Source organism: Roseomonas sp. USHLN139 (assembly GCF_037145735.1).
Lineage (GTDB): Bacteria > Pseudomonadota > Alphaproteobacteria > Acetobacterales > Acetobacteraceae > Pseudoroseomonas.
Map to the genome: position 1 here is coordinate 81,573 of NZ_JBBCWY010000006.1, position 23,366 is coordinate 104,938.

Genomic DNA, 23,366 nt, shown 5'->3' on the forward strand with positions numbered 1-23,366 from the left:
GCTGCCGTGTCGATCCTGATCGCCGGGGGCGGCATCGGCGGGCTGACCCTGGCCCTGATGCTCCAGCAACGCGGCATCGCCTGCACGCTGCTGGAGGCGGCGGAGGACATCCGCCCGCTCGGCGTCGGGATCAACGCCCTGCCGCATTGCATCCGCGAGCTGGCCGCGCTCGACCTGCTGCCGCGGCTGGATGCCATCGCCATCCGCACGCGGCAGCTGACCTATGCCAACCACCTGGGCCAGACCATCTGGTCCGAGCCGCGCGGCACCTTCGGCGGCCATGACATGCCGCAATTCTCGATCCATCGCGGGCGGCTGCAGGCGATGCTCTGGCAGGCCGCCGCCGAGCGCCTGCCGCCAGGCGCGCTGCGCTGCGGCCACCGCCTGCTGGGCTTCACCCAGGACGGGGACGGCATCACCGCCCGTTTCGCCACGGCCTCGGGCGAGGTTTCCCTGACCGGCGATGCGCTGATCGGCGCCGACGGCATCCATTCGACGCTGCGCGCCCTGCTGCATCCGGCGGATGGCGGCATCCGCTGGAACGGCATCCAGATGTGGCGCGGCGCGGTGGACTGGCCGGAATTCGACGGCGGCGACGCCATGGTGATCGCCGGCGACGCGATGGCCAAGCTGGTCCTCTATCCCATCGCCCCCGGCCTGACGCCGGAGACCCGCCTGACCAACTGGGTGATCTACGCCAAGACCGGCGAGGACGGCTCGGCGCCTCCGAAGCGCGAGGACTGGTCGCGCCGCGGCCGGCTGGATGATTTCCGCCATCTGGTCGACCGGCTGTCGCTGCCCTTCAACGACACGGCCGCCATGATCGGCGCGACGGCGGACATCTTCGAATACCCGATGGTCGACCGCGACCCGCTGCCCTGGTGGACGCAGGGCCGCGTCAGCCTGCTGGGCGATGCGGCGCATGCCATGTATCCGGTGGGCTCCAACGGCGCCTCGCAGGCGGTGCTGGATGCGCGCTGCCTGGCCGATCTGCTGGCCGGCCACGCCGCGCCAGAAGCCCTGGCCGGTTATGACGCCGCGCGCCGCCCGGCGACGACGGCCATCGTGCAGTCGAACCGCAGCGGCGGGCCGGAGCGGGTGATCGGGCTGGTGGCGCAGCGCGCGCCGGGCGGCTTCCGCGACATCGGCGAGATCGCCACCCCGGAAGAGATCGCCGCCATCTGCGGCGGCTATGCGCAGCTCGCCGGCTTCGCCCGGCCGGCCGGAGGCTGACCGCGATGGATGCCCGCTGGAACTACCTGGACGGCCAGCTGCGCCCCGGCCATCCGGCGCTGCTGGACCGCTTCCTGGCCGACAGCGCCACAGCGGTGGCCGAGCTCGGTCCCGATCTGGACCTGGCCTATGGCGCGCATCCGCGCATGGTCTTTGACGGCTTCCGCGCCACGGCGCCCTGGCGCGGGACGCTGCTGTGGTTCCATGCCGGCTACTGGCAGTCGCGCGACAAGGCGCTGTTCCGCTTCCTGGCCCCACCGCTGGTGGCGATGGGGTTGGACGTGGCGGTGGTGAATTATCCGCTCTGCCCCGACGTGTCCCTGGACGCGCTGCTGGCGGCGACGCGGCAGGCGGTGCCGGCGGTGGCCGACTGGGCCGGGCGCGGCGGCGCGGGCCTTATCACCGCCGGCCATTCGGCGGGCGGGCATATCGCGGCGGAGCTGGCGCTGGCCGGGATTCCGCTGGCGGGGGTGGCGGCGTTTTCCGGCGTCTATGACCTGGTGCCGCTGCTGGGGACGCCGCTGAACGACAAGCTGCGGCTGGATGCGGCGGCGGCGCGGCGGTTGTCGCCCCTGTTCCGGGTGCAGGGCGCGTTGCCACGCGGGTTGTTCGCGGTGGGCGGGGCGGAGACGCCGGCCTTTCTGGCGCAGAATGCCGCGATGGCCGTGGCCTGGGGCGTGGCGCCCGTGGTGGTGCCCGGCGCCGACCATTTTTCCCTGTTGGACGCCGTGCCTGGCCTGCTCCAAGGCTGGCTCGACGCCTGAGTTGGGGTGTCCCGCGGTGTTGCCCTGGGCGGCAGCACTGACAGAAGGAAGATGGGGGTTCGGGGGAATTCCTTCCCCCGACCTTCGTCTATAACCCTTGGCTATAGCCGACCGTCATCATAGCAATGGCGGACGGCATTTTTGCGTCCCACCTTGTCGCCCCGGTTATGGAGAGGGGTTGCGCATGGCCTGGCGCGTCGGCGTGGATATTGGTGGCACTTTCGCGGATTTCGCCGCGCTGGACCTGGAGAGCGGGCGGCTTTCGACGCTGAAGGTGCTCACCACCCCCACCGCCCCGGGCGAGGATGTGGCGGCCGGGCTGCGCCGGCTGGTGGCCGATGCCGGGCTGGTGCCGGCGGCGGTCGAGCGTTTCGTGCATGGCACCACGGTCGGCGTGAACACCATCATCCAGCGGCGCGGCACGCGGCTGGCGCTGTTCACCACCGCCGGCTTCACCGACCTGCTGGAGCTGGCGCGGCTGCGCATGCCGGACCCCTACAGCCTGTTCTGCGAGCGCCCCGCGCCGCTGGTGCCGCGCGAGCATGTCTTCGGCATCGCCGAGCGCATGGATGCCGAGGGCCGGACAGTGACGGCCCCCGAGGCCGCTTCCGTCAAGGCGGCGCTGGCGGCGGCGCGGGCGGCGGGCTGCGAGGGCATCGTCGTCTCCTTCCTGCATGCCTGGCGCAACGACGCGCATGAACAGGCGGTCGCCAGCCTGCTGGCCGAGCTGGCGCCCGAGATCTTCGTGTTCCGCGGCAGCGAGGTCTGGCCCGCGATCCGCGAATACGAGCGCACCACGACAGCGGTGCTGAACGGCTATGTGCATCCGCGCATCGACGCCTATCTGGAGCGGGTCGAGGGCCAGCTGCAGGCGGCGGGGATCGCGGCGCCGCTGCTGCTGACCACCTCGGCGGGTGGGACGATGACGGCGCAGCGCGGGCGGCGGGACTGCGTCGGCATGCTGCTGTCGGGCACGGCGTCCGGCGTCGTCGGCGCCGGGGTCGTCGCCAAGGCGGCCGGGGTGCCGGCGGTGCTGACGCTCGATGTCGGCGGCACCAGCGCGGATGTGGCGCTGCTGATCGACGGCGTCCCCGCCTTCGGCAGCGGCCAGACCATCGGCGAGTTTCCTCTCGCTATCCCGACCGTGGCCGTCATCTCCAGCGGCCAGGGCGGCGGCTCGATCGCGCATCTCGACGCGCAAGGCGTGCTGCAGGTGGGGCCGGAGAGTGCGGGCTCGACCCCCGGCCCGGCCTGCTTCGGCCGCGGCGGGGCGCGCTGCACGGTGACCGATGCGGCGCTGCTCTGCGGCATCCTCGGCCAGGGCGAGCTCGGCTTCGGCGCCATCGCGCCCGACCGCAGCCTGTCGGAAGCCGCCATCGCGCCGATCGCCAGCGCGCTGGGCGTGGAGGCCGCCGCCGCCGCCGAGGGCGTGCTGCAGGTCGCGATCAGCGGCATGCTGGTCGAGATCGACAAGCTGCTGGCCCGCGCCGGGCTGCATGCCAGCGAGCTGGTGCTGATGCCCTTCGGCGGCGCCGGCCCGATGCTGGGCGCGCTGCTGGCCGAGACCGCCGGCATCCGCCGCGTGCTGGTGCCGCCGGTGCCGGGCACGCTCTGCGCGCTGGGCGCACTGGCCGCCGACCTGCGGCGCGACACCATGCGCACCGTGCTGCTGCCGCTGGAGGATGCTTCCTGGCCGCAGATCGCCGCCGGCTTCGCGGCGATCGCCGGCGAGGCCGAGGCGGCGCTGGCCGAGATGGGCGGCGCTGGCGAGAGCAGCCTGCAGATGGCGGCCGACCTGCGCTATCGCGGCCAGTCCTTCGAGCTGGAGGTGCCGGTGGCCCCCAGCCTGCTGGAGACGCCCTCGGCCGCCGCGCTGGCCGCGCTGTTCCATGCCGCGCATGACGAGGCCTTCGGCCATAGCGACCCGGGCGCGCCGATCGAGGTGGTCAGCCTGCGCGCCGCCGCCCGCCGCGCGGCACCCCCGGTGCCGATGCCGCGCCACCCGCTGGTGGACGCCGTCATCGCCCCCGAGAAGACGATTCAGCTGCGGCTCGACGGCGCCTGGCGCGAGGCCGGGCTGTATCGCCGCGCCCAGCTGCATCCGGGCGGCCGCCTGTCCGGCCCGGCCATCGTCACCCAGTCCGATTGCACCGTGCTGATCCCGGCCGGCTGGAGCGCCAGCACCGACGAACTCGGCAACCTCGTGATGGAGCAGATCTGATGCGCACCGATCCCGTCACCCTGCAGGTGCTGCGCAACCATTGCCGCGCCGCCGCCGAGAGCATGGCGACCACGCTCTACCGCACCGCGCATTCGACCTTCGTCAAAGAGACGGAAGATTTTACCATTCAGCTGCTGGATGCGCAGGGAAAGACCTGCGCCGTGCCGCTGGACCTGGGCGCCACCTGGTATCCCGGCGTCGACTACGAGGCGGCGATCGCGCTGGTCCCGGGCGGCTATCAGCCCGGCGACATCGCCATGACCAGCGATCCCTATTCCGGCTACCTGTCGACGCACTCGCCTGACACGAACATGTGGAAGCCGGTGTTCCACGAAGGCAGAATCATCGCCTTCGCCGGCGGCCATATCCACAATGTCGATGTCGGCGGCGCGGTCCCGGCCAGCCTGTCGCGGACACTGACAGAGGTGCATCAGGAAGGGCTGCGCATTCCGCCGAGCAAGCTCTACCACGCCGGCCGCCTCGACGAGACGCTGCTGCGCACCATCCAGACCAATGTGCGCGTGCCCGACCAGAACTGGGGCGACCTGAAGGCGCTGGTCGCCGCCGTCAACACCGGCGAGCGCCGCATCCTCGACCTGGTGCGCCGCTTCGGCGTCGCCACCCTGGTCGACGGGCTGGCCGACCTGCTCGACTATGGCGAGAAGCAGGCGCGCGCCGTCCTGGCCAGCCTGCCCGACGGCGCCTACCGCTTCACCGACTATTGCGACGAGGACGGCGTCGGCGGCGATCCGCTGCGGCTGAACCTGACGCTGCGCATCCAGGGCGATGCCGCCGAGCTCGACTTCACCGGCACCGATCCGCAGACGCTCTGCTCGATGAACGTGCCGACCGGCGGGCATCCGCGGCATTCGCTGGTGCTGGTCGGCGTCTATTACGTGCTCTCGGCGCTGCATCCGGGCATCACGCTGAACTTCGGCACGACGCGGCCCTTCACCTGCATCCTGCCGGAAGGCAGCGTGGTGAACCCGCTGGCGCCCGCCGCCGTCGGCATGCGCAGCCTGACCTGCGCCCGGCTGCGCAGCCTGGTCTTCGGCGCCTTCGCCCAGGCGGCGCCGGAGCGGCTGCCGGCCGCCCCCGCCGGCTCCTCCTCGATCCTCAACCTCGCCGCCGAGAACATCCGCACCGGCCGGCGCAGCATCGCCGCCATCGCGCCGATCGTCGGCGGCGGCGGCGGCATGCCGCATCGCGACGGCACCGACGGCTCCGGGGCGGACGCCGCCTACCTCAAGAACAGCCCGATCGAGATCACCGAGGCCGAGGCGCCGGTGCGCATCCTGCGCTACGGGCTGATGCCCGACACCGGCGGCCCGGGCGCGCATCGCGGCGGGCTGGCCACCGTGCTGGAATTCACCACCGACGCGCCGGATGCGACGGTGACCGCCCGCAACCGCGACCGCTCGATCTTCCAGCCCTGGGGCATCCTCGGCGGCAGGCCCGGCGCGCCCAGCAGCTTCACCCTGAACCCCGGCACGCCGCAGGAGAAGGACCTCGGCAATACCGACCTGCTGAACCCCGCCCCCGGCGACGTGGTGCGCATCGTCTCGCCTGGCGGCGGCGGCCGCGGCGACCCGGCCACCCGCCCGGTCGAGGCGGTGCTGCGCGACCTGCGCGCCGGCCGCCTGAGCCCGGGCGCGGCCAAGGAGGATTACGGCGTGGTGGTCGATGCCACCGGCAGCCTGGACGAGGCCGCCACCACCGCCCGCCGCGCCTGCATGACCCGGCGGGAAGGCTTCGACGGCGGCCGCGCCCGCCGCGCGCATGAGGCGCGCTGGACCGAGGCGGCCTATGCCGCCTTCGGCCGGCTGATGGCCAGCCAGCCGCCGGCCTGGCGCGGCCGCCTGAAGCGGCAGGTCTTCGCCGCCGTGCGCGCCGCCCCGGACCGCAGCGCCGCCGAGGTGATCGCCGGCTTCGCCGCGCCCAAGGCCCGCGGCGCCTGACCCGGCCCCGGCCGCAGCACACCCCCTGCGGCCGGGCCGGTTTCCGGTCTATGCTATGGCGGTGAACGCCCGCGACATCGAGATCTTCCGCGCCGTCATGCAGAGCGGCTCGCTGAGCGCGGCGGCGCAGGTGCTGCACGTCTCGCAGCCGGCGCTGTCCAAGGCGCTGCGCCATTGCGAGGACCGCCTCGGCTTCCAGCTGTTCCAGCGCCGCTCCGGCCGGCTGGTGCCGACCGCCGAGGCGCAGACCCTGCTGCCCGAGGCCGAGCGGCTGTTCCAGGAGCTGCAGGGCTTCAAGAGCTTCGCCCGCGACCTGGGCAGCCATCGCGGCGGGCTGCTGCGGCTCGGCGCCACCTCATCGCTCGCCGTCTCCGTGCTGCCGCAGGCCATCGCCGCGCTGAAGCGCGAGCGCCAGGAAGCTCGCCTCACCCTGCATCTGCTGCCGGCGCGCGAGCTCGGCGAGGCGCTGCAGGCGCGTCGCCTGGATGTCGGCCTGGCGATGACGCCGATGCCGCTGCCCGGGCTGCGCACCACCGCGCTCGGCAGCCTGCCCTGCGTCGTGGTGCTGCCCGCCGCCCACCGCCTCGCCCGGCACGCCACCCTGACCCCGGCCGAGCTGCGCGACGAGCCCGAGGTGGGCTTCGCCGGCTGGCAGGATTTCGGCCACAGCCTCGACCTGGCCTTCGCCCAGCAGGGCGCGCAGCGCAACCTGGCGGTGGAGGTGGGCACGACGGTCAGCGCGCTGGCGCTGGTCCAGGAAGGCCTCGGCTTCGCCATCCTCGACGGGCTGGCGGCGCGGCACCTGCCGGCCGGCGTGGTGGCGCGCCGCTTCCTGCCGGAAGTGCGGCGGGATGTGCTGATGCTGCAGAGCGAGGCTTTGGGGGCCTCGGCCTTGGTGGATCGGCTGAAAGATCTTCTCGTTGAGAAGCTGAAATAAAGAGAAGGCCAGGGGAATGAATTCCCCTGGACCCCTTCTTTTTTCTGATCACCGGCCGTGTCCAGACCAGTACCTCACCGACACCGACACGCGGGCATCACGGCGGGACGCCATCAAAGGTCGCCCTGCGCACTGGCCTTCGCTTCAGTCTGCCCGCGCGCCCGAAGCCTTCACGATCGGCACCCAGTAGTCGATCTCCTCGCGCAGGAAGGTGGCGAAGCGGGCCGGGGTGTAGTCGTGGAAGGGCGGCAGGCCCATGTCCCTGTCCAGCCGGGCGATGACATGAGGATCGCGCAGCGCCGTGTCGACCGCCTTGGCCAGCCTGTCGATCACCGCCGGGGACGTCGCCGGCGGCGCGAACAGGCCGAACCAGGAATAGGCCTTGTAGCCCGGCAGGCCGGCCTCGGCGCTGGTCGGCACCTCCGGCAGCACCGAGGAACGCTGCTCGGTCGCCATCACCAGCGCCTTCAGCGCGCCGGTCTCGACATGCGGCTTCATCAGGCCGGGCACGTCGGCGGTGAAGTCGACATGGCCGGCGAGGAGATCGTTGAACACCGGGCCGCTGCCGCGATAGGGCACGTGGATCGCCTGGGTGCCGGTCTTCTGCAGGAAGGCGACGCAGGAGATATGGCCCGAGCTGCCATTGCCGGCGCTGCCATAGGTGAACTTGCCCGGATTGGCCTTCAGCAGCGCGATGAATTCCTGCAGCGTGCTGGCGCCCAGATCCTTGCGCACGGCGATGCCGATCGGCGCCAGCACGGCGGGCGCCACGGGCGCCAAATCCTTCACCGGGTCATAGGGCAGCTTGCTGTAGAGGCCGAGCGCCAGCGCCGTGGTCGAGACCGAGGCCATGATGAAGGTGTAGCCATCGCCCGGCGCCTTGGCGACGTAGTCGGTGGCCGTGGTGCCGCCGGCGCCGGGGCGGTTCTCGACCACCACCGGCTGGCCCAGCAGCTCGGCCAGCTTCTGCGACAGCACGCGGGTCGAGACGTCCGAGGCGCCGCCGGCGGCGAAGGGCACCACGATGCGGATCGGACGGTTCGGCCAGCCGGCGGCCTCCTGCGCCACGGCCGGCGAAGTGACCAGGGGGACAGCCGGGGCGGCGAGCAGCGCCGGCGTCACCGCCAGCAGGCTGCGGCGGCACAGCGGGGAAGTCTTCATGCGGCGTTCTCCGGCGAGAGGCGCTCAGCGCCCGGGATTGAAGCTGGCATGCGCCGCGGCGCTGGCGGTCAGCCCGGCCTCGATGGTGGCGACCTCCTGGCGGATGCGGGCCAGGAAGGCCAGGCGGCCGGCGGCATCGTGGCGGCTGGCGATGAAATTGGTGGCCAGCGCGGCGGTGACCGCGTGGCCTTTCGGGCGGATCGGCACGCTCAGCACGGCGAGGCCGGCGATCAGCGAATCATCGCTCAGCAGATGGCCGTCCTGCCGCACCTGCTCGACCCGCCGGCGCACCTGGGCCAGGCTGGTGCCGAACTGGGGGTAGCGCGCGGCATTGGCGGCCAGCACCGCCTCGACCTCGGCGGCGGGCTGCGAGGCCAGGATGGCGGCGCTGCCGGCGCCGATGCCGAGCGGCATCATGCCGCCGATGCCCTGGGTCAGGCTCTCGATGACATAGGCGCCTTCCTGGCGGTCGACGACCAGGGCGTTCAGCCCGCTGCGCACGATCAGGTAGAAGGTTTCTCCAAATTCGCCCGACAGCTGCAGCAGCGCGGGACGGCACAGCCGGCGCAGCCCGCTGCCATCGGCCGCCTGGCCGGACAGGCCGAGCAGCGCCAGGCCGAGGCGCAGCCGCTTGCTACCGGCGACGCGCTCGACCCAGCCATGCCGCTCCAGCGCGGTCAGCAGGCGGTGGGTGGTCGAGAGGCTCAGCCCCTGCTGCGCCGCCAGGCGGGACAGCTGCAGCCCGTTATTGCCGGTCTGCCCCAGGGCCTGCAGCAGGCCGATGGCGCGGTCCAGCACCTGGATGCCGGATTCCGCGCGGCCCGAGGGGGTGTCGCCGCCGGTCGGCTCGGCATCGACGCCCTGCAGAGAAGAAAGATTGTCCATTTCGCTGGCAGACTAGCCAGCGCAACGGCAGCGCAGCAATTCCCTAATGTGGAAGGAAGTGGTTTTTTTCTTCCAACCTGCGGAAACAATAAGCCGGACCGCGACAGTATCGCCTGGCGCGCGGGGCCTGAGACATTACGTAATAATTTCGAGATACAGCGGTCATGGCCTGCGCCGTCCCGCTTGCTAGACTGGGCGGGCGGGCCGAGTCGCCAGGCCGGGACTCGGCCGCGCCGGCTGCCATCCTGCCATCGGTGCGGGATGGTGCCAGCCAGGGTGACATTGGCCAGCAAGAGGGGCCGGCATGAGCACGTCGGAAATGCAGCGGCTGACGATGGATCTGAGCCGGGACGTGGCGCTGCGGGCGCGGCTGGCCCCGGCCCTTGCGCCCGGCGCGCCGCCGCTGGAGGCCGCGGTGCTGCTGCAATCCGCCGGCTACCGCATCGGGCCCGAGCATCTGCGGCAGAGCGAGGCGATGCTGGACGACGACGCGCTGGACGGCATCGCCGGCGGCGTCATGCCGGTCCGGAACTACACCAGCCCCTTCGAGTGATCAGGCGATGATCACCAGGTCGTCGAAGGCCACCGGCACGCCGGTGCGGGCGACCAGGATGCTGCCGCCCGGGGCGCTGCCATTGGCGTCGTAGCTCAGCACCCCGCCGACCGAGAGGAACTGGCCGTGTGCCGCCGTCGCCGTGGTGGCGCCGGGCAGGTAGTAGCCGCTGGCGCCGAGATCCATGCCGGCGACCAGCCCGCCGCCGAAGGCCGCGGCGGAAATCTCGATGACATCCTCGCCGGGGACATAGGCCAGGCTGTCATAGCCGTCATTCGGCGCCAGGATGCGGTAGCGGTCGATGCCGGCGCCGCCCTCGAGGATGTCGTAGCCGGCGCCGCCGATCAGGATGTCGTCGCCCGCCCCGCCGAGCAGCCGGTCCGCCCCCGCCCCGCCCTCCAGGATATCGTTGCCGTCGCCGCCATCCAGCATGTCGTTGCCGTCGCCGCCCGCCAGCCGGTTGGCCCCGGCATTGCCCAGCAGGCGGTTGGCGGTGCCGTTGCCGATGCCCTGCAGGTCGGCGAAGCCCAGCAGCACCAGGTCGTTGACGAAGCCGCCGGCCAGCGAGAAGTCGAGGATGCTGTAGACGGTGTCGAGGCCCTCGGGGCTGGTCTCGATCACCCGGTCGCCGGGGTCGTCGACGAAGAAGCTGTCATTGCCCGGGCCGCCGATCATGCGGTCGGCGCCAGGGCCGCCATCCAGCCGGTCGTCGCCCTCGCCGCCCTCCAGGATATCGGCGCCATCGCCGCCCAGCAGCCAGTCGTCGCCGCCCATCCCGAGCAGCCGGTCATTGGCCCCGAGCCCCTCCAGCCGGTTGCCCAACGCATTGCCGGTCAGGGTATTGGCCAGGCTGTTGCCGGTGCCGGCCAGGGCGGTGCCGGCGAGCGTCAGCTTCTCGATGAACTGGCCGGCCAGGGTGAAGTCGATGCTGGCGATGACGGTGTCGCTGCCCTCGCCGCTGCGCTCGATCACCCGGTCGCCCGGATCGTCGACATAGAAGAGATCGTCGCCCGGCCCGCCATGCAGCCGGTCCGCCCCCGCCCCGCCATCGAGGATGTCGTTGCCGCCCAGGCCATGGAGCGTATTGGCCATGCGGTTGCCGGTCAGGCGGTTGTTCAGGGAATTGCCGGTGCCGTCGATGGCGGCGAGGCCGGTGAGCTGCAGATGCTCGATGAACTGGCCGGCGAGGCTGAAGCTGACGCTGGCGCGCAGCGTGTCGCTGCCCTGGCCCGGCGCCTCCCGCACCCGGTCGCCCGGATGGTCGACGATGAACAGGTCGTCGCCCGGCCCGCCCTGCAGCAGATCGGCGCCGCTGCCGCCATCCAGGGTATCGTTGCCGTCGCCGCCGATCAGCGTATCGGCGCCACCGAAGCCGTAGAGCAGATCGTCGCCGCCGGCGCCGTCGAGGGTGTCGTCGCCCTCGGTCCCCTCCAGCCGGTCGGGACCGGCGGTGCCGGTCGCCAGGCGCTGCGCCAGGATCGCCGATCGCACCGCCATCCGCGCGCCCCTTCCCTTCTGGTGTCCGCCGCGAGACGGCGCGGCCCGTCATGGGCCGGGCGGCAGTCTGCCGCCCGGTCGGTGAAGAAAGGGTTACGGGGCCGGCCGCCGGCCGCCGTCAGGCGGCGTCGTGCAGGATGATGCCGAGGGTGTAGCGCTCGGCCTTCTGCCGCCCCGGCCGCAGCGCCGAGACGCCGTGCCGCAGGGTGACACGGTAGGTCCCGCGCGTGCCGCGCGCCGGGCGGTGGTGGACGGCGAAGATCACCGCCTCGCCCTGGGCCAGCGGCACCACCATGGCGCGCGACTGCATCCGCGGCCGCTGCTCGGTGAGGACGAATTCGCCGCCCGCGAAATCCTCGCCGGGGGTGGAGAGCAGGAAGGCCACCTGCAGCGGGAAGACATTCTCCCCATACAAATCCTGATGCAACGCGTTGTAGTCGCCGGTGCCGTAGCGCAGCAGCAGCGGCGTCGGCCGCAACTGCCCGGCCGCGTGGCAGCGCGCCAGGAAGTCGCCATGCGCCGGCGGGAAGCGCGTCTCCTGCCCCAGCGCCGCCTGCCAGCGGTTCGCCACCGGCGCCAGCCGCGCATAGAGCCCCTCCCGCAGTGCCTGCACCAGCGGCGGCAGCGGAGTGGCGAAATACTGGTACTCGCCGCGGCCGAAGCCGTGCCGGGCCATGACGATGCGGCTGCGGAAACGGCCCTCGGGCGGGTCGGCATAGAGGGCGGCCAGTTCCGCGCATTGCGCCGGGGTCAGCAGCGGGCCGGTGGTGGCATGGCCCTCCGCATCCAGCCGCGCGCCGATCGCCTCCCAGTCGAGCCCGTCGAGCACCGCCCTCACCGCCCCCCCTCCCGGCCTGTCTCGCGGCCCGCCTCCCGCTCGAGCAGCGCCTGTTTCCGGGCGATGCCCCAGCGATAGCCGGCCAGCGCGCCGCCGGTGCGCACCACCCGGTGGCAGGGGATGGCCAGCGCGATCTCGTTGCTGGCGCAGGCACGGGCGACGGCGCGCACGGCCGTCGGCTGGCCCAGCCGCGCGGCGAGCTCGGCATAGCTTTCCGTCTTTCCCGCCGGGATGTCTCTCAGCGCCTTCCAGACCCGCTGCTGGAAGGCGGTGCCGCGGATATCCAGCGGCAGGCTGTCGGCGCCGGGCCCCGCCGGCTGCTCGACCAGGGCGACGACACGGGCGACCAGCGCCTCGAAATCCGCGTCGCCGCCGATCAGCCGGGCCTTCGGGAAGCGGGCCTGCAGCGCCTCCAGCAGCGGCTCCGGCGCGTCGCCGAACTGGATGGCGCAGAGGCCGCGCTCGGTCGCCGCCACCAGGATGGCGCCCAGCGAGCAGTCGCCGAGCGCGAAGCGGATCGCCGCGTCGCGGCCGCCATCGCGCCAGGCGCCGGGGCGCATGCCGAGCAGCCCGCCGGCCTCGGCATAGAAGCGGCCGTTCGAGCCGAAGCCGGCCCGGTGATAGGCCGCCGTCACCGTCTGCCCGCTGTCCAACCCGTCGCGCAGCCGGGCGGCGCGGTGCGCCGCCGCATAGTCGCGCGGCGTCACCCCGGTCAGCGCCCGGAAGCGGCGGTGGAAATGGAAGCGGCTGAGTCTGACCGCCGCCGCCAGGCTTTCCAGCGCGGGGATCTCTTCCGACTCCTCGATGATCCGGCAGGCGCGGGCGATGGCGGCGGCTTCCGCTGCCTCGGGCGCCGGGCCGTCCGGGCGGCAGCGCTTGCAGGGGCGGTAGCCGGCCTGCTCGGCCGCCGCCGGGCTGGCGTGGAAGGAGACGTTCTCGGCGCGCTTCGGCCGCGAGGGGCAGCTCGGCCGGCAATAGATGCCGGTGGTCAGCACCGCATAGACGAAGCGGCCATCGGCGGCGCGGTCGCGCTGCCGCACCGCCTCCCAGCGCGCGGCCTCGGTCGAGAAATCCTGCGGCGAGCCCGCGGTCGCGTCCAGGGCCATGATCCCCCTCCTGTGCGGCGGCGCGGCGGGATGCCGGCGCCCGGTGCCCGCCAGTCTGCCGCCCGGGCCGGGCCGCCGCGCTCCGCCGCTTGCGGGCGAATTCGGATTTGGCGTCACCCGGATTTGGCCGACCCGGGGTTTTTCGGCAATGGCCGCAAGAAGCGGAGCGCCGCGCCGGGCCCCGGCGCGGCACGACAAGAGGACCCTCCTCCGGAGCCCGTGCCGATGCCCCCTTCCCCTTTCCCCTCCCTGCTCGGCGCCGCCGCCGGGCTGCATGCGGCCGACCAGCTGGCGGTCGCCGCCCTGCCTTTGGCCGTGGTGCTGGGGCTCGGCGGCGATGCCGGGCTGCTCGGCCGGCTGCTGGCGCTGCAGGGCCTGGCCTGGCTGGTCTGGTCGCTGCCGGCCGGGCTGCTGGTCGATCGCTGGCCGCGCCGCCGGATGCTGGCGCTGGCGGCAGCGGCGGCGGCGGCCGGGCTGGCGCTGTCCCTGGCCGGGCTGCAGGCGGGGCAGGCCTGGCTGCTCGGCCTCGGCAGCTTCGCCGGCGCCAGCGGCACCGCGCTCTTCGTGCTGGCGGCGGGGGCGGCGGTGCCGGCGCTGGTGCCGCCGGCCGGGCGGCGGCGCGCCAATGCCCGGCTGGAACTGGCCCGCGCCCTGGTCACCCTGGCCGCGCCGGTCGCGGCCGGGGCGCTGGCGGCGCGCGGCGCCTTGCCGCTGGCCTATGCGCTGGGGCTTGCCGGCGCGCTGCTGGCGCTGGCCGGCGCGCTGCTGCTGCCGGCCAGCGCAGCGGCCTCGGCGCCGGCCGGCGGCAGCCCGCTCGCCCAGTTGCGCGACGGCGCCGGCTTCCTGCTGCGGCATCCGCTGCTGCGCGCCATCGGGCTCTGCGCGCTGTTCTGGAACATGGGCTTCTTCGCGCTGCTGACCGCCTTCGTGCCCTTCGCGCTCGGCCCGCTCGGGCTGCTGCCGGGGCAGGCCGGGCTGGCCCAGGCGGGGCTGGGCGCCGGGCTGCTGGCCGGGGCGGCCCTCGCCCCCTGGTGCCTGGCGCGCTTCGGCGATGCGCCGGTGCTGCTGCAGGGGCCGGCGCTCTCGGCGCTGGCCCCGGCGCTGCTGCTGGCCGCCCCGGCCGGCACGATGGGGCTGGCGCTGGCGCTGCTGGCGCAGTTCCTGGTCGGCTTCGGGCCGATGCTCTGGCTGGTCTGCCAGATGTCGATCCGCCAGGCGCTGGTGCCGCCGGCGCTGCTCGGCCGGGTGGGCGCGGTGCTGCAACTGGCCAATTACGGCGTGCGGCCCTTCGGCGCGCTGGCGGCGGGGTGGCTGGCGGCGTCCAGCGGCCCGGCGGCCGGGCTTGGCCTGGCCCTGGCCTGCTTCGGCGCCTCCCTGCTGGTGATCGGCCTGGCCCCGGCGCGGCGCTCAGAAGCGGCCGGGGTCGAAGGCGGCTAGCGCCGGGGCCGGGCCGCCGCCGAACAGCGCCGCCACCAGCCGGGCGCTGGTGGCGGCCAGCGTCAGGCCCAGATGCTGGTGGCCGGTGGCGACCACGGCATTCTCCAGCCCCGGCAGCCGGCCCAGCGCCGGCAGGTAGTCGGGCAGGGTCGGGCGGTCGCCGCTCCAGCGCTCGGCGATGCCGGGGGCAGCGCCATAGAGGTCCTGGACGTGGCGGGCCAGCACCTCGGCCCGGCGCCAGTTGGGCGGCCGGCCGCCGGCGCCGAATTCCACCGTGCCGGCCAGCCGGGTGCCCATCTCCATCGGCGTCGCGACGAAGCCGCGCTCGTTGAAGGTGGTGGGCAGGGCGAAATCCGGCCCGCCGGGCGCCAGCATGACGTGGTAGCCACGCTCGGCGGTCAGCGGCAGGTGGACGCCGAGCTGCCGCGCCAGCCCGGCGCTGGCGATCCCGCTGGCCAGCACCAGGCCGCTGACCGGCTGCTCGCCCTGCGGCAGGGTCAGCGCGGCGATGCGGCCGCCCTCGCGCCGGAAGCCGGTGACAGGCCGGGCCAGCAGCCCGCCGCCCTCGACCACGAATTTCTCCGCCAGCGCCCGCGCCAGGCGATAGGGGTTCAGCACATGGGCGGCATCGGTGAAGATCCGCCCCCCCGCCGGCTTCTTCCTCAAGCCCGGCAGCAGGGCGAGCACCTCGTCCGGCGACAGGTCGCGGGTGCGGATGCCGAAGCGCGCCAGCACCGGCGTCTCCGCCAGGGCGGCGGCCTGGCCGGCCTCGGTCTCGAAGACGTTCAGCGCGCCCTGCTGGCGCAGGATCGAGGCCAGGCCGGACAGGCCGAGCTCGGTCTCCCAATCCGCCCGCGCCGTGGCCAGCAGCCCGGCCAGCGCCGTGGTGCCGGCCTCGACCCGGCCGGGCCGGCTGGCGGCGGCGAAATGCCGCAGCCAGGGCAGCATCGCCGGCAGGCCGGACCAGCGCAGCGTCAGCGGCCCGAGCGGCCGCAGCAGCATGGCGGGCACGGCGCGCAGCACCTCGGGCCGCGCCAGCGGGCGGATATGGTCGATGGCGATATGCCCGGCATTGCCGGCCGAGCAGAGGCTGCCGGGCGGCGCCGGATCGACCAGCAGCACGCGGTGCCCGGCGCGCTGCAGGGCGCGGGCGCAGGCGACGCCGATGATGCCGGCGCCGACCACGCCGATCGGAAGGGGCGGGGCCATGCGGGTCAGACCAGGAAGCCGGCGCGCAGCGGGTCGCGCTCGCGCACGAAGAGGGTGTTCAGCCCGTGCATGCGGGCCCAGCCGGCGATGCTCGGGATGATGGCGTCATGGCCGCCGAGGCGGGTGGCCGCCTCGACGCGGCCGTCGAACAGGGTGCCGATGATGCTCTCATGGATGAAGTCGTCGCCGACCGCGAGCCTGCCCCGCGCCGCCAGCTGCGCCATGCGCGCCGAGGTGCCGGTGCCGCAGGGCGAGCGGTCGATGGCGCGGTCGCCATAGAAGACGGCGTTGCGCGCATGGGCGCGCGGGTCGCGCGGCGCGCCGGTCCACATCACATGGCTGACGCCGTGGATGGTGGGGTCGTCCGGATGGGCGACGCTGACCAGGGCGTTCAGCCGGCGGCGCAGCTCCGGGCTGAAGCGCAGCACGTCATCGGCCGAGAGGCTCTCCAGCCCGGCGAAGCCCGGCTGCGGCTCGATGATGGCGTAGAAATTGCCGCCATAGGCGATGTCGACGCGGAGCCGCCCGAGGCCCGGCATCTCCACCTCGACCTCGGGCAGCGCCAGGTAGGAGGCGACGTTGCGCAGCCGGACGCTGTCGATGTGCTCGCCGTTGCGCGCGTAGTGGGCGGTGACGCGGCCGGCCGGGGTGTCGAGGTTCAGCACCCCCTCGACCGCCGGGCGCGCCAGCCCGTTCTCCAGCGCCATGGTGACGGTGCCGATGCTGCCATGGCCGCACATCGGCAGGCAGCCGGAGACCTCGATGAACAGCACGGCGACGTCGCAGTCGTCGCGGGTCGGCGGGTAGAGGATCGAGCCCGACATCACCGCATGGCCGCGCGGCTCGAACATCAACGCGCGGCGGATCCAGTCATGGTGCTGCAGGAAGTCCTGGCGCTTCTCGCGCATCGTGGCGCCGCGCAGGAAGGGCGCGCCGCCGGTGACCAGCCGCACCGGATTGCCGCAGGTATGCCCGTCGATGCAGGCGAAGCTGTGATTGCCGGGCGGCACCGGCAGGGGAGCGCCCTGCATCAGCCGCCGCGCCGCGAGGCGGGCCGGACCACAGGGGCGGGGCAGGCGCGCATGCCGGTTCCTCCTTCGCCCGCCAGCACGGCGGCGCTGAAGTCTGGCATCCCCCGATGCGACTGGGAAGTCGCGGCTGGGAAGTCGCGGCTGGAAAGCATTGGCCGGACGGCTCCTGTCCGTCTGTTGAACGGAAAGGCGGCGGCCTCCCCACGGCTTGAGTGGACGGCGGCCGCCGCGCGGCGTTTGCATCGCAGCGCATCAGGAGCCCGCGCTTGACCACCACCGTCCCCTCCCTGCCGGCCGCCTATTTCGAGGCGCTCTATGCCGGCGACCCCGACCCCTGGGACTTCCGCACCAGCCAGTACGAGGCGGAGAAATACGCCGCGACCCTCGCCGCCCTGCCGCGGCCGCGCTATGCCGCGGCCCTCGAGATCGGCTGCTCGATCGGCGTGCTGACCCGGCTGCTGGCGCCGCGCTGCGACCGGCTGCTGGCGATCGACGGCTCGGCGCGCGCCCTGGCGACCGCCCGGCGCGATGTCGGCCCGCTGCCCGGCCTCACCTTCGAGCAGCGCGAGGTGCCGCGGCAATGGCCGGCCGGCCGCTTCGACCTGATCCTGCTCTCCGAGGTCATCTACTACTGGGACGCCGAGGACCTGGCCCAGGTAGCGGCGCAGTGCCGCCGCGCGCTGCAGCCGGGCGGCGAGATCCTGATGGTGCACTGGACCGGCACCACCGACTATCCGCTCTCCGGCGACGCGGCGGCCGAGGCCTTCATCGCCGCCACCGCCCCCACCCTGACGCTCCAGTGGCAGTCGCGTGCGCCGCGCTACCGCATGGACCTGCTGCGGCGCGGTTGAGCGCGATGCCGCCCGCCGCTTCACATGCCCGTCAAGCACGCGGCAGTGCCCGCCCGGCGGGCCAGGCGCTAACCGCTTCGCCAGCCAGGCCGCCTAGCCTGCCGACCGGCGCCGGCACGGGATCGCCGGCGGCCAGGAAAGGGGAAGCGCCGCCATGCTCGACCGTGTCGCCGATGCCGCCTATGCGCTGGCGCAGTATGGCGGCGCCATGCCGCCGCACGCGGTCTGCCTGCTGCAGGACCCGGCGCTGCTCGCCCTCACCGCGGTCACCCATCTCGGCGTGGCGCTGGCCTATTTCGCCATCCCGCTCTGCCTGGCGCGGCTGCTGCGGCAGACCGCGCTGCTGCCCTTCCGCTCGGTGCTGGTGATGTTCGTCCTCTTCATCCTGGCCTGCGGCGCCTCGCACCTGACCAAGGTGCTGACCCTGTTCGTCGGCGGCTGGGCCTATTGGCTGGACGCCGCCGCCTGCAGCGTCACCCTGATCGCCAGCCTGGCCACCGCGCTCGGCCTGCTGCGGCACGGCAGCGAGATCGCCGGCCTGGCCGGCCGCCTGCTGGCCCGGTCGGGCTGAGGGAGGCGGCGATGCCGGTCGGCTTCCTGCTCGCGCTGCTGCTGGTGCTGCTGCTCGCGGGCCTCGCCACGCTGATCGTCTTCGCGCTGTGGGAGCGGCGGGTGCGGCGCGAGACCGCCGAGGCGCTGGCGATGATCGCCCGGCGCGAGGCGGTGGCGCGGCAGGCCACCGACGCGCTCGCCGCCAGCGAGCGGCGCCATCGCGCCCTGGCCGAGGCCGGCGCCCTGGCGCTGTGGCGCGCCGATCCGCAGGGCCGCATCACCGCCGCCGAGGGCTGGACCCGGCTGACCGGCCAGACCGCCGCCGCCGCCGCGCGGCACGGCTGGATGGTGATGGTGCATCCGGAGGACCGCGCCGCCGCCGGCGCTGCCTGGCGCGACGCGCTGCGCAGCGGCGAGCCGCTGGCCCTCGAATTCCGCGCCCGCACCGCCAGCGGCGGCTGGCACTGGTGCCGCGCCCGCGGCGTGCCGATCCGCGCCCCCCTCGGCAGCCCGTACGCGGCCGGCGCGATCGTCGAATGGACCGGCGTGCTGGAGGATATCGACGACCGCCGCCGCGCCGAGGAGGAGCGCATGCTGGTCGCGCGCGAGGTCGACCACCGCGCCAAGAATGTGCTGGCGGTGGTGCAGTCGATCGTCCGGCTGGCGCGCAAGTCGGACCCGGAGAGCTTCGCCCGCTCGGTGCTGGCGCGCGTCGCGGCGCTCGGCCGGGCGCATGACCTGCTGGCCAGCGGCGAATGGCGCGACACCGAGTTCCGCCGCCTGGCCGAGCAGGAGCTGGCCTCCGACAAGGCGGGGCCGGCCGATGCCGGGCGCATTGCCCTGCTGGGCACGGCGACGCCGATCCTCTCGGCGGCGGTGCAGCCGCTGGCCATGGTGCTGCACGAGCTCGCCACCAACGCGGCGCGGCATGGCAGCCTGGCCCGGCCGGCCGGTCGGGTGACGCTGCGCTGGCAGGTCGAGGGCAGCGACTTCCTGCTGGTCTGGACGGAAAGCGGCGGGCCGCCGCTGGTGGCGCCGCCGGATGGCCAGGGGCTGGGCATGCGGCTGATCCAGACCACGGCGACGCTGCAGCTGGGCGGCACGGTGACCCGCTGCTGGCGGCCGGAAGGGCTGGTCTGCGAGCTGCGGCTGCCGCGCGAGCGGGTGGTGGCGGCGACGCCGGCCGGCAGCGCGGCGCGCCCGGCGGCAATGCTCTCCCCGGCGACGGCGCCGCTGCTGGCGCAGCACCGGCCGGGGGCGCCGGCGATCGTCACCGCCGCCCCCCTGGCCGCGCCGGCCGCCCCCGGCACCGCCTGCCCGGCGGCGACGAGCGCGGCGCGGCGCTGATCAGCTCTGGTCGAAGTTGACGTCGAGCCAGTTGCGGATGGCGTCGCGCGCCGCCGCCTCGCTGTCGAAGACGTCGCGGTTCCAGACCGCGCCGACCCGGCCCATGGCCTGGTGCTCCAGGGTGATGCCCTGCAGCCGGGTGGCATGGCCGGCCTCGCGCAGCGCCTGCTCCAGCGCCTCGGGTGCGGCGGCGAGCTGGCCGCGGCGGTCGACCACCTCGTGCTCGTCGGTCAGGAAGCCGCGGCTGGTCAGCGCGGCGGCGGCGGTCTGCAGCGGGGTCTCGGACGGGGTGGCGGCGGGCATGGCGCAAATCTCCTTTGCGCCAGCAACGGCCGAGCCCCCTGCCGGTTTGCCGGGCTCGCGCCGCCGTGAGCGGTAATGCCCCTCCCTTCCCTCAGAAGCGCAGCTGGGTGCCGAGATAGAAGGTGCGGCCCTGGCCATTGCCGGTGGTGCTGAGGAAGGGGACGTACTTCTCGTCCAGCAGGTTGCTGACCCGGGCGTTCAGCTCGACATTCTCGGTCACCCTGGCCACAGCGAAGAGCCCGACCAAGTGGTAGCCCTCGGTGTTGTCGCTGACCGCCGGCGCGGTGAAGGTCCGGTTGGTGCCCGAGACCAGGCCGCCCGAGACATAATCATAGCGGGCGCCGAGGGTCAGCCGCTCCTCCAGGAAGCGGCCGCCCAGGCTGGCCGAGACCACGTCGTCCGGCAGGTACTGGCTGGCGCCGATGCCGGGCATCTGGCTCGGCAGGTCGCTGTCGATATGGGTGTAGCTCAGGCTGGCGAAGAGGATGCGGGCGTCGTAGCTGAGCTCCGCCTCGAAGCCCTGCTGCTTCGTCGTGCCGGGGATGTTGGTGTTCTGGAAGACGCGCTGCGCGGTGACATAGCGGGCGGCGATATAGTCCTCGACATCCATGACGAAATAGGCGGCCCGCGCCCGCAGCGCGTCATTGTCGCGCAGCAGGCCGCGGCGGTGGATGTTGACGCCGAATTCCCAGCCCTGCTGCTTCTCCGGCACCAGGTTCGGATTGGGGATGTAGCTGGCCGAGGCGCCGCCGGGATGGTCGCCGCCCAGCATGGTCTCCTGCAGCGTCGGCGCGCGCTGGCTGCGCGACCAGGTGACATAGGGCTGCAGCCAGGGGGTGACATTCGCCGCCAGGGTGAGGCGCGGGTCCAGCGAGCCCTTGGCGATATCGACGTCATAGGCGCCGAAGCGGGTGCTGGTATAGCCCGAGCCCTGCAGCGCGTAGTGGTTGTAGCGCAGCCCCGGCGTCAGCTCGAAAATGCCGTGGCTGAAGGTGGTGTTGCTGAAGACGCCCCACTGGCTGGCGGTGCCGCTGCCCGGATTGACGCCGCCATTGGTCGAGCTGACATCGTCGTGGAAGAACTCGACGCCGTTGGTGCTGACGACATTCACCGCGCCCAGGCTGAAGCGCGAGGTGTTGGAAACGTCGAAGCCGAGCCCCTGGTCCTCGATGACGCGGCCGACGGCGCTGCCGGTGCCGCCGGTGTATTTCATCGTCAGGTCGTTGTAGAAGCCGTTGATCCGCAGATCGACCAGCGGATCGCCGGCATTGTAGCGGTAGTTCGCCGTCGCCGTCTTGTTGTTGACGGTCTGGGCATAGGAATTGGCGAAGAAGTCGTTGTCATAGGCGACGACGCCAAGGCCCAGGCTGTGCCCGCCGCCAAGATCGACGCGCGCCTTCACCAGCCCCGACATCAGGTCCTGCCCGGTGCCGGCGACCGAATTGCCGCCGCCGTCCTGGTAGTTGCGCGACGAGCGGGCGCTGATCGCGCCAACGATGCCGACCGGGCCGGCCTTGGCGGCGCCGGCGACCATCTCCTGGAAATCGACGCCATTGCTGCCCCAGCCGAGGCGCGACAGCACGCCGATCTCGCGGCCCGGCAGCAGCACATCCTCGACATCGAGGGTGCGCAGGTTGACGCTGCCGGCCAGCCCGCCGCCGCCGGTGCCGACCACGGCGCCGCGCATCACGTCGATGCCGGCCAGCAGGTTCGGATCGACATAGGTGAAGCCGCCGGCCTCATGCCCGGTGAAGCGGAAGCTCTGGCGCACGCCGTCGATCATGGTGGTGACCCGGCCCTGCCCCTCGAAGCCGCGGATGTTCACCGCGACGCCGGGCTGCTGCGCGTTCTCGCGGGTGAAGACGCCGGGCAGGGTGCGCAGCACGTCGCCGATGCGGTTGACGCCCTCGCTGGTCAGCCGCTCGCGGCCGAGGCTGCTGGCATTGCCAGCGGCCTCGCCCGCCTCGGCCGGGACATCGACCTGCGGGATGGCCATCGGCGCGGTCTGCGCGGCGGCCGGCGCCGCGACGGCGAGCGCCGCGGCCATGGCGGTGCTCGCCATCAGCGAAGGCAGGGTGGTCCTCATGCGGTCGGTCCTCTCTCGGCGCGGGCGGCGGCGCGGCGGGCGGTGGCTGCCGCCTGCGCCGCGCGGTCAGGCTCCCGCTTATATGCGAATGATTCTCAGTATCAATACGAAAAGCGGCGCTCCGGCGTCGCTGCCCCGGCCGGATCTTCGGCCAGCCCCTCGGCCAGGGCGCGCCAGGCGGGCAGCTCGGGCTGGCCGGGCTTGCGGGCGCCGAACAGCAGGGCGACCACCTCGCCCGCCGCGTCGAGCAGCTCGATCGAGGTCACGCCGCCCTCGGCGGTGGGCTTCACCACGCGCCAGGTCTCGGCCACCGCCGCCTCCCGCAGGTGCAGGTTGAAGGCCGGGTCGAGCACGTTGAACCAGCCCTGCGCCTCGACCAGGCGGCTGACCGGGCCGGTATGGATCTGGATGGCGTGGCGGTTGCCGACGAAGACCATCAGCGGCAGCGCCGCGGCGGCGGCCCGGCGCAGCGCCTGCGCGGCCGACCCGGCCGGCAGCCGCCGGGCCAGATCGGGGCCGGCCAGGCGGAAGGCCTGGCGGCGGCTCACCCCGTGGCGGCGCAGCAGGCCGTGGAAGTCATGCGGGTCGCGCAGCGCCAGCCAGTCCGCGCGCAGCGCCGCGGCCCCGGCCGGCGTCTCGTCAGACGGCGTCTCGTCAGACTGGGTTTCGTCAGGCGGGGCTGCGGCAGAGGGGGCGGCGATCGGCGGGGCGTCGGTCGCCGGGTCGGCGAAGGCCGCGACCAGCGCCGCCCACGCGGCGCGGTCGGTCGCCTCGGTCGCATACACCTTGTGCACGGCGCTGCCATCGGCGGCGAAGATCTGCAGCGAGGGCCGCTCGCCCTGCAGCGCATAGGCCTGCCCCCAGCCACGCGGGAAGAGCCGCAGGTCGATCTCCGGGCCGAGCACCAGCAGCGCCGCCCCGGCCGGTTCGACGCGTTCATAGACGCCCTGGCGCTCATGCACCGCCAGCGCGTTGCGGGTCAGCGCCATGACCCGGCCGAGCGGCGCCAGGCCGCGCAGCAGCGCCAGCCAGTCGGGGCGCAGCCGGGTCACCGGGCCGAGCGCGCCGGAGGCGAGCAGCGCCGCCTCGGTGACGCCGAGCGCCGCGGCGGCGTCGCGCGGGCGCAGCCGGCTGCCGCCATCGCGCAGCGCCTGATACGCCGCGGCCAGCCGCGCCAGGCTATCCGGGGGGACCGAGCGGGGCATCAGCCGGCGGCCCAAAGGCGGCGCGGGCGAGAATTCTTGTGAATGAGAGTCATTATCATTATCATTCCACACGAGAGGACGCCGCCCGGCCCGGCATGGGCTCTATTGCGGCTTCACTTGACGATGGGGCGGCGGAGCAAATCGCCCTGACAGGGTTAGGGTATTCGTCGAAACCAGGAAAGAAGGCAGTTT

General features: G+C 73.4%; 20 protein-coding genes. 10 read left to right on the forward strand and 10 right to left on the reverse strand.

Annotation, left to right across the window (positions count from 1 at the left end; translation table 11 throughout):
• Nucleotides 1-6: 6 nt before the first annotated feature.
• The 5 genes from WFI16_RS17105 to WFI16_RS17125 all read left to right on the forward strand — a co-directional run bounded on the left by WFI16_RS17105 (nucleotide 7) and on the right by WFI16_RS17125 (nucleotide 7,113).
• A complete protein-coding gene (locus WFI16_RS17105; protein ID WP_419899048.1) occupies nucleotides 7-1,233 on the forward strand; it encodes a flavin-dependent oxidoreductase in 1,227 nt (408 codons plus the stop codon).
• A gap of 5 nt (nucleotides 1,234-1,238) precedes the next feature.
• Complete coding sequence (locus WFI16_RS17110) at nucleotides 1,239-1,997, forward strand: alpha/beta hydrolase (protein WP_419899049.1); 759 nt, start codon at nucleotides 1,239-1,241, stop codon at nucleotides 1,995-1,997.
• 184 nt (nucleotides 1,998-2,181) lie between these two features.
• Nucleotides 2,182-4,218: a hydantoinase/oxoprolinase family protein gene (locus WFI16_RS17115; RefSeq protein WP_419899050.1), complete on the forward strand. Its 2,037-nt coding sequence runs from the start codon at nucleotides 2,182-2,184 to the stop codon at nucleotides 4,216-4,218.
• Nucleotides 4,218-6,176 (forward strand): hydantoinase B/oxoprolinase family protein, encoded by a 1,959-nt coding sequence (locus WFI16_RS17120; protein ID WP_419899051.1) that lies wholly within the window; start codon nucleotides 4,218-4,220, stop codon nucleotides 6,174-6,176. The genes WFI16_RS17115 and WFI16_RS17120 overlap by 1 nt, the downstream gene beginning before the upstream one ends.
• 61 nt (nucleotides 6,177-6,237) lie before the next feature.
• Nucleotides 6,238-7,113 (forward strand): LysR family transcriptional regulator, encoded by an 876-nt coding sequence (locus tag WFI16_RS17125; RefSeq protein WP_419899052.1) that lies wholly within the window; start codon nucleotides 6,238-6,240, stop codon nucleotides 7,111-7,113.
• A 144-nt stretch (nucleotides 7,114-7,257) separates the two neighbouring features.
• Here WFI16_RS17125 and WFI16_RS17130 read toward each other — a convergent pair whose 3' ends face one another.
• The gene (locus WFI16_RS17130; protein ID WP_419899053.1) at nucleotides 7,258-8,274 is read right to left on the reverse strand and encodes a Bug family tripartite tricarboxylate transporter substrate binding protein; all 1,017 of its coding nucleotides are present in this window, start codon (nucleotides 8,272-8,274) and stop codon (nucleotides 7,258-7,260) included.
• Nucleotides 8,275-8,298: 24 nt separating this feature from the next.
• The gene (locus tag WFI16_RS17135) at nucleotides 8,299-9,159 is read right to left on the reverse strand and encodes an IclR family transcriptional regulator (RefSeq protein WP_419899054.1); all 861 of its coding nucleotides are present in this window, start codon (nucleotides 9,157-9,159) and stop codon (nucleotides 8,299-8,301) included.
• A gap of 304 nt (nucleotides 9,160-9,463) precedes the next feature.
• Between WFI16_RS17135 and WFI16_RS17140 the strand changes: the two genes are divergently transcribed.
• The gene (locus WFI16_RS17140; protein WP_419899055.1) at nucleotides 9,464-9,712 is read left to right on the forward strand and encodes a hypothetical protein; all 249 of its coding nucleotides are present in this window, start codon (nucleotides 9,464-9,466) and stop codon (nucleotides 9,710-9,712) included.
• Here WFI16_RS17140 and WFI16_RS17145 read toward each other — a convergent pair whose 3' ends face one another.
• The 3 genes from WFI16_RS17145 to ada all read right to left on the reverse strand — a co-directional run bounded on the left by WFI16_RS17145 (nucleotide 9,713) and on the right by ada (nucleotide 13,153).
• Nucleotides 9,713-11,209, reverse strand: a complete 1,497-nt coding sequence (locus WFI16_RS17145) for a calcium-binding protein (RefSeq protein ID WP_419899056.1) — start codon at nucleotides 11,207-11,209, stop codon at nucleotides 9,713-9,715.
• A 118-nt stretch (nucleotides 11,210-11,327) separates the two neighbouring features.
• A complete protein-coding gene (locus WFI16_RS17150) occupies nucleotides 11,328-12,047 on the reverse strand; it encodes a 2OG-Fe(II) oxygenase (RefSeq protein ID WP_419899057.1) in 720 nt (239 codons plus the stop codon).
• Nucleotides 12,044-13,153: a bifunctional DNA-binding transcriptional regulator/O6-methylguanine-DNA methyltransferase Ada gene (gene ada, locus WFI16_RS17155; protein ID WP_419899058.1), complete on the reverse strand. Its 1,110-nt coding sequence runs from the start codon at nucleotides 13,151-13,153 to the stop codon at nucleotides 12,044-12,046. Before ada ends, WFI16_RS17150 begins: the two co-directional genes overlap by 4 nt.
• Before the next feature lie 225 nt (nucleotides 13,154-13,378).
• On the opposite strand from ada, the gene WFI16_RS17160 reads away from it, so the two are divergent.
• Nucleotides 13,379-14,590: an MFS transporter gene (locus WFI16_RS17160; RefSeq protein WP_419899059.1), complete on the forward strand. Its 1,212-nt coding sequence runs from the start codon at nucleotides 13,379-13,381 to the stop codon at nucleotides 14,588-14,590.
• Here the strand turns inward: WFI16_RS17160 and WFI16_RS17165 are convergent.
• Nucleotides 14,561-15,799 (reverse strand): NAD(P)/FAD-dependent oxidoreductase, encoded by a 1,239-nt coding sequence (locus WFI16_RS17165; RefSeq protein WP_419899060.1) that lies wholly within the window; start codon nucleotides 15,797-15,799, stop codon nucleotides 14,561-14,563. The genes WFI16_RS17160 and WFI16_RS17165 overlap by 30 nt on opposite strands.
• A 5-nt stretch (nucleotides 15,800-15,804) precedes the next feature.
• Nucleotides 15,805-16,830, reverse strand: coding sequence for a 4-hydroxyproline epimerase (locus WFI16_RS17170; protein WP_419899061.1), 1,026 nt, complete (start codon nucleotides 16,828-16,830; stop codon nucleotides 15,805-15,807).
• Nucleotides 16,831-17,096: 266 nt separating this feature from the next.
• Here WFI16_RS17170 and WFI16_RS17175 point away from each other — a divergent pair, with 266 nt between their 5' ends.
• The 3 genes from WFI16_RS17175 to WFI16_RS17185 all read left to right on the forward strand — a co-directional run bounded on the left by WFI16_RS17175 (nucleotide 17,097) and on the right by WFI16_RS17185 (nucleotide 19,580).
• Nucleotides 17,097-17,681, forward strand: a complete 585-nt coding sequence (locus WFI16_RS17175) for a class I SAM-dependent DNA methyltransferase (RefSeq protein ID WP_419899062.1) — start codon at nucleotides 17,097-17,099, stop codon at nucleotides 17,679-17,681.
• A 154-nt stretch (nucleotides 17,682-17,835) separates the two neighbouring features.
• Nucleotides 17,836-18,252 carry a hypothetical protein gene (locus tag WFI16_RS17180; protein WP_419899063.1) on the forward strand — a complete coding sequence of 139 codons (417 nt, stop codon included), beginning with the start codon at nucleotides 17,836-17,838 and terminating at the stop codon, nucleotides 18,250-18,252.
• A gap of 11 nt (nucleotides 18,253-18,263) precedes the next feature.
• On the forward strand, nucleotides 18,264-19,580 hold the full coding sequence (locus WFI16_RS17185) for a sensor histidine kinase (RefSeq protein ID WP_419899064.1): 1,317 nt from the start codon (nucleotides 18,264-18,266) through the stop codon (nucleotides 19,578-19,580).
• Here WFI16_RS17185 and WFI16_RS17190 read toward each other — a convergent pair whose 3' ends face one another.
• The 3 genes from WFI16_RS17190 to WFI16_RS17200 all read right to left on the reverse strand — a co-directional run bounded on the left by WFI16_RS17190 (nucleotide 19,581) and on the right by WFI16_RS17200 (nucleotide 23,174).
• Nucleotides 19,581-19,883, reverse strand: coding sequence for a hypothetical protein (locus tag WFI16_RS17190; RefSeq protein ID WP_419899065.1), 303 nt, complete (start codon nucleotides 19,881-19,883; stop codon nucleotides 19,581-19,583). It lies immediately after the preceding gene.
• A 91-nt stretch (nucleotides 19,884-19,974) separates the two neighbouring features.
• Nucleotides 19,975-21,969 carry a TonB-dependent receptor domain-containing protein gene (locus tag WFI16_RS17195; protein ID WP_419899066.1) on the reverse strand — a complete coding sequence of 665 codons (1,995 nt, stop codon included), beginning with the start codon at nucleotides 21,967-21,969 and terminating at the stop codon, nucleotides 19,975-19,977.
• Nucleotides 21,970-22,070: 101 nt separating this feature from the next.
• Nucleotides 22,071-23,174 (reverse strand): hemin-degrading factor, encoded by a 1,104-nt coding sequence (locus WFI16_RS17200; protein WP_419899067.1) that lies wholly within the window; start codon nucleotides 23,172-23,174, stop codon nucleotides 22,071-22,073.
• Nucleotides 23,175-23,366: the final 192 nt, after the last annotated feature.

Bases quoted from the DNA above. Each gene is read 5' to 3' on its own strand.
- ada (WP_419899058.1), bottom strand. From the start codon at position 13,153: ATGGCCCTGGACGCGACCGCGGGCTCGCCGCAGGATTTCTCGACCGAG.
- WFI16_RS17185 (WP_419899064.1), top strand. From the start codon at position 18,264: ATGCCGGTCGGCTTCCTGCTCGCGCTGCTGCTGGTGCTGCTGCTCGCG.
- WFI16_RS17145 (WP_419899056.1), bottom strand. From the start codon at position 11,209: ATGGCGGTGCGATCGGCGATCCTGGCGCAGCGCCTGGCGACCGGCACC.
- WFI16_RS17170 (WP_419899061.1), bottom strand. From the start codon at position 16,830: ATGCAGGGCGCTCCCCTGCCGGTGCCGCCCGGCAATCACAGCTTCGCC.
- WFI16_RS17200 (WP_419899067.1), bottom strand. From the start codon at position 23,174: ATGCCCCGCTCGGTCCCCCCGGATAGCCTGGCGCGGCTGGCCGCGGCG.
- WFI16_RS17130 (WP_419899053.1), bottom strand. From the start codon at position 8,274: ATGAAGACTTCCCCGCTGTGCCGCCGCAGCCTGCTGGCGGTGACGCCG.
- WFI16_RS17180 (WP_419899063.1), top strand. From the start codon at position 17,836: ATGCTCGACCGTGTCGCCGATGCCGCCTATGCGCTGGCGCAGTATGGC.
- WFI16_RS17110 (WP_419899049.1), top strand. From the start codon at position 1,239: ATGGATGCCCGCTGGAACTACCTGGACGGCCAGCTGCGCCCCGGCCAT.
- WFI16_RS17135 (WP_419899054.1), bottom strand. From the start codon at position 9,159: ATGGACAATCTTTCTTCTCTGCAGGGCGTCGATGCCGAGCCGACCGGC.
- WFI16_RS17160 (WP_419899059.1), top strand. From the start codon at position 13,379: ATGCCCCCTTCCCCTTTCCCCTCCCTGCTCGGCGCCGCCGCCGGGCTG.
- WFI16_RS17140 (WP_419899055.1), top strand. From the start codon at position 9,464: ATGAGCACGTCGGAAATGCAGCGGCTGACGATGGATCTGAGCCGGGAC.
- WFI16_RS17190 (WP_419899065.1), bottom strand. From the start codon at position 19,883: ATGCCCGCCGCCACCCCGTCCGAGACCCCGCTGCAGACCGCCGCCGCC.
- WFI16_RS17120 (WP_419899051.1), top strand. From the start codon at position 4,218: ATGCGCACCGATCCCGTCACCCTGCAGGTGCTGCGCAACCATTGCCGC.
- WFI16_RS17115 (WP_419899050.1), top strand. From the start codon at position 2,182: ATGGCCTGGCGCGTCGGCGTGGATATTGGTGGCACTTTCGCGGATTTC.
- WFI16_RS17165 (WP_419899060.1), bottom strand. From the start codon at position 15,799: ATGGCCCCGCCCCTTCCGATCGGCGTGGTCGGCGCCGGCATCATCGGC.
- WFI16_RS17195 (WP_419899066.1), bottom strand. From the start codon at position 21,969: ATGAGGACCACCCTGCCTTCGCTGATGGCGAGCACCGCCATGGCCGCG.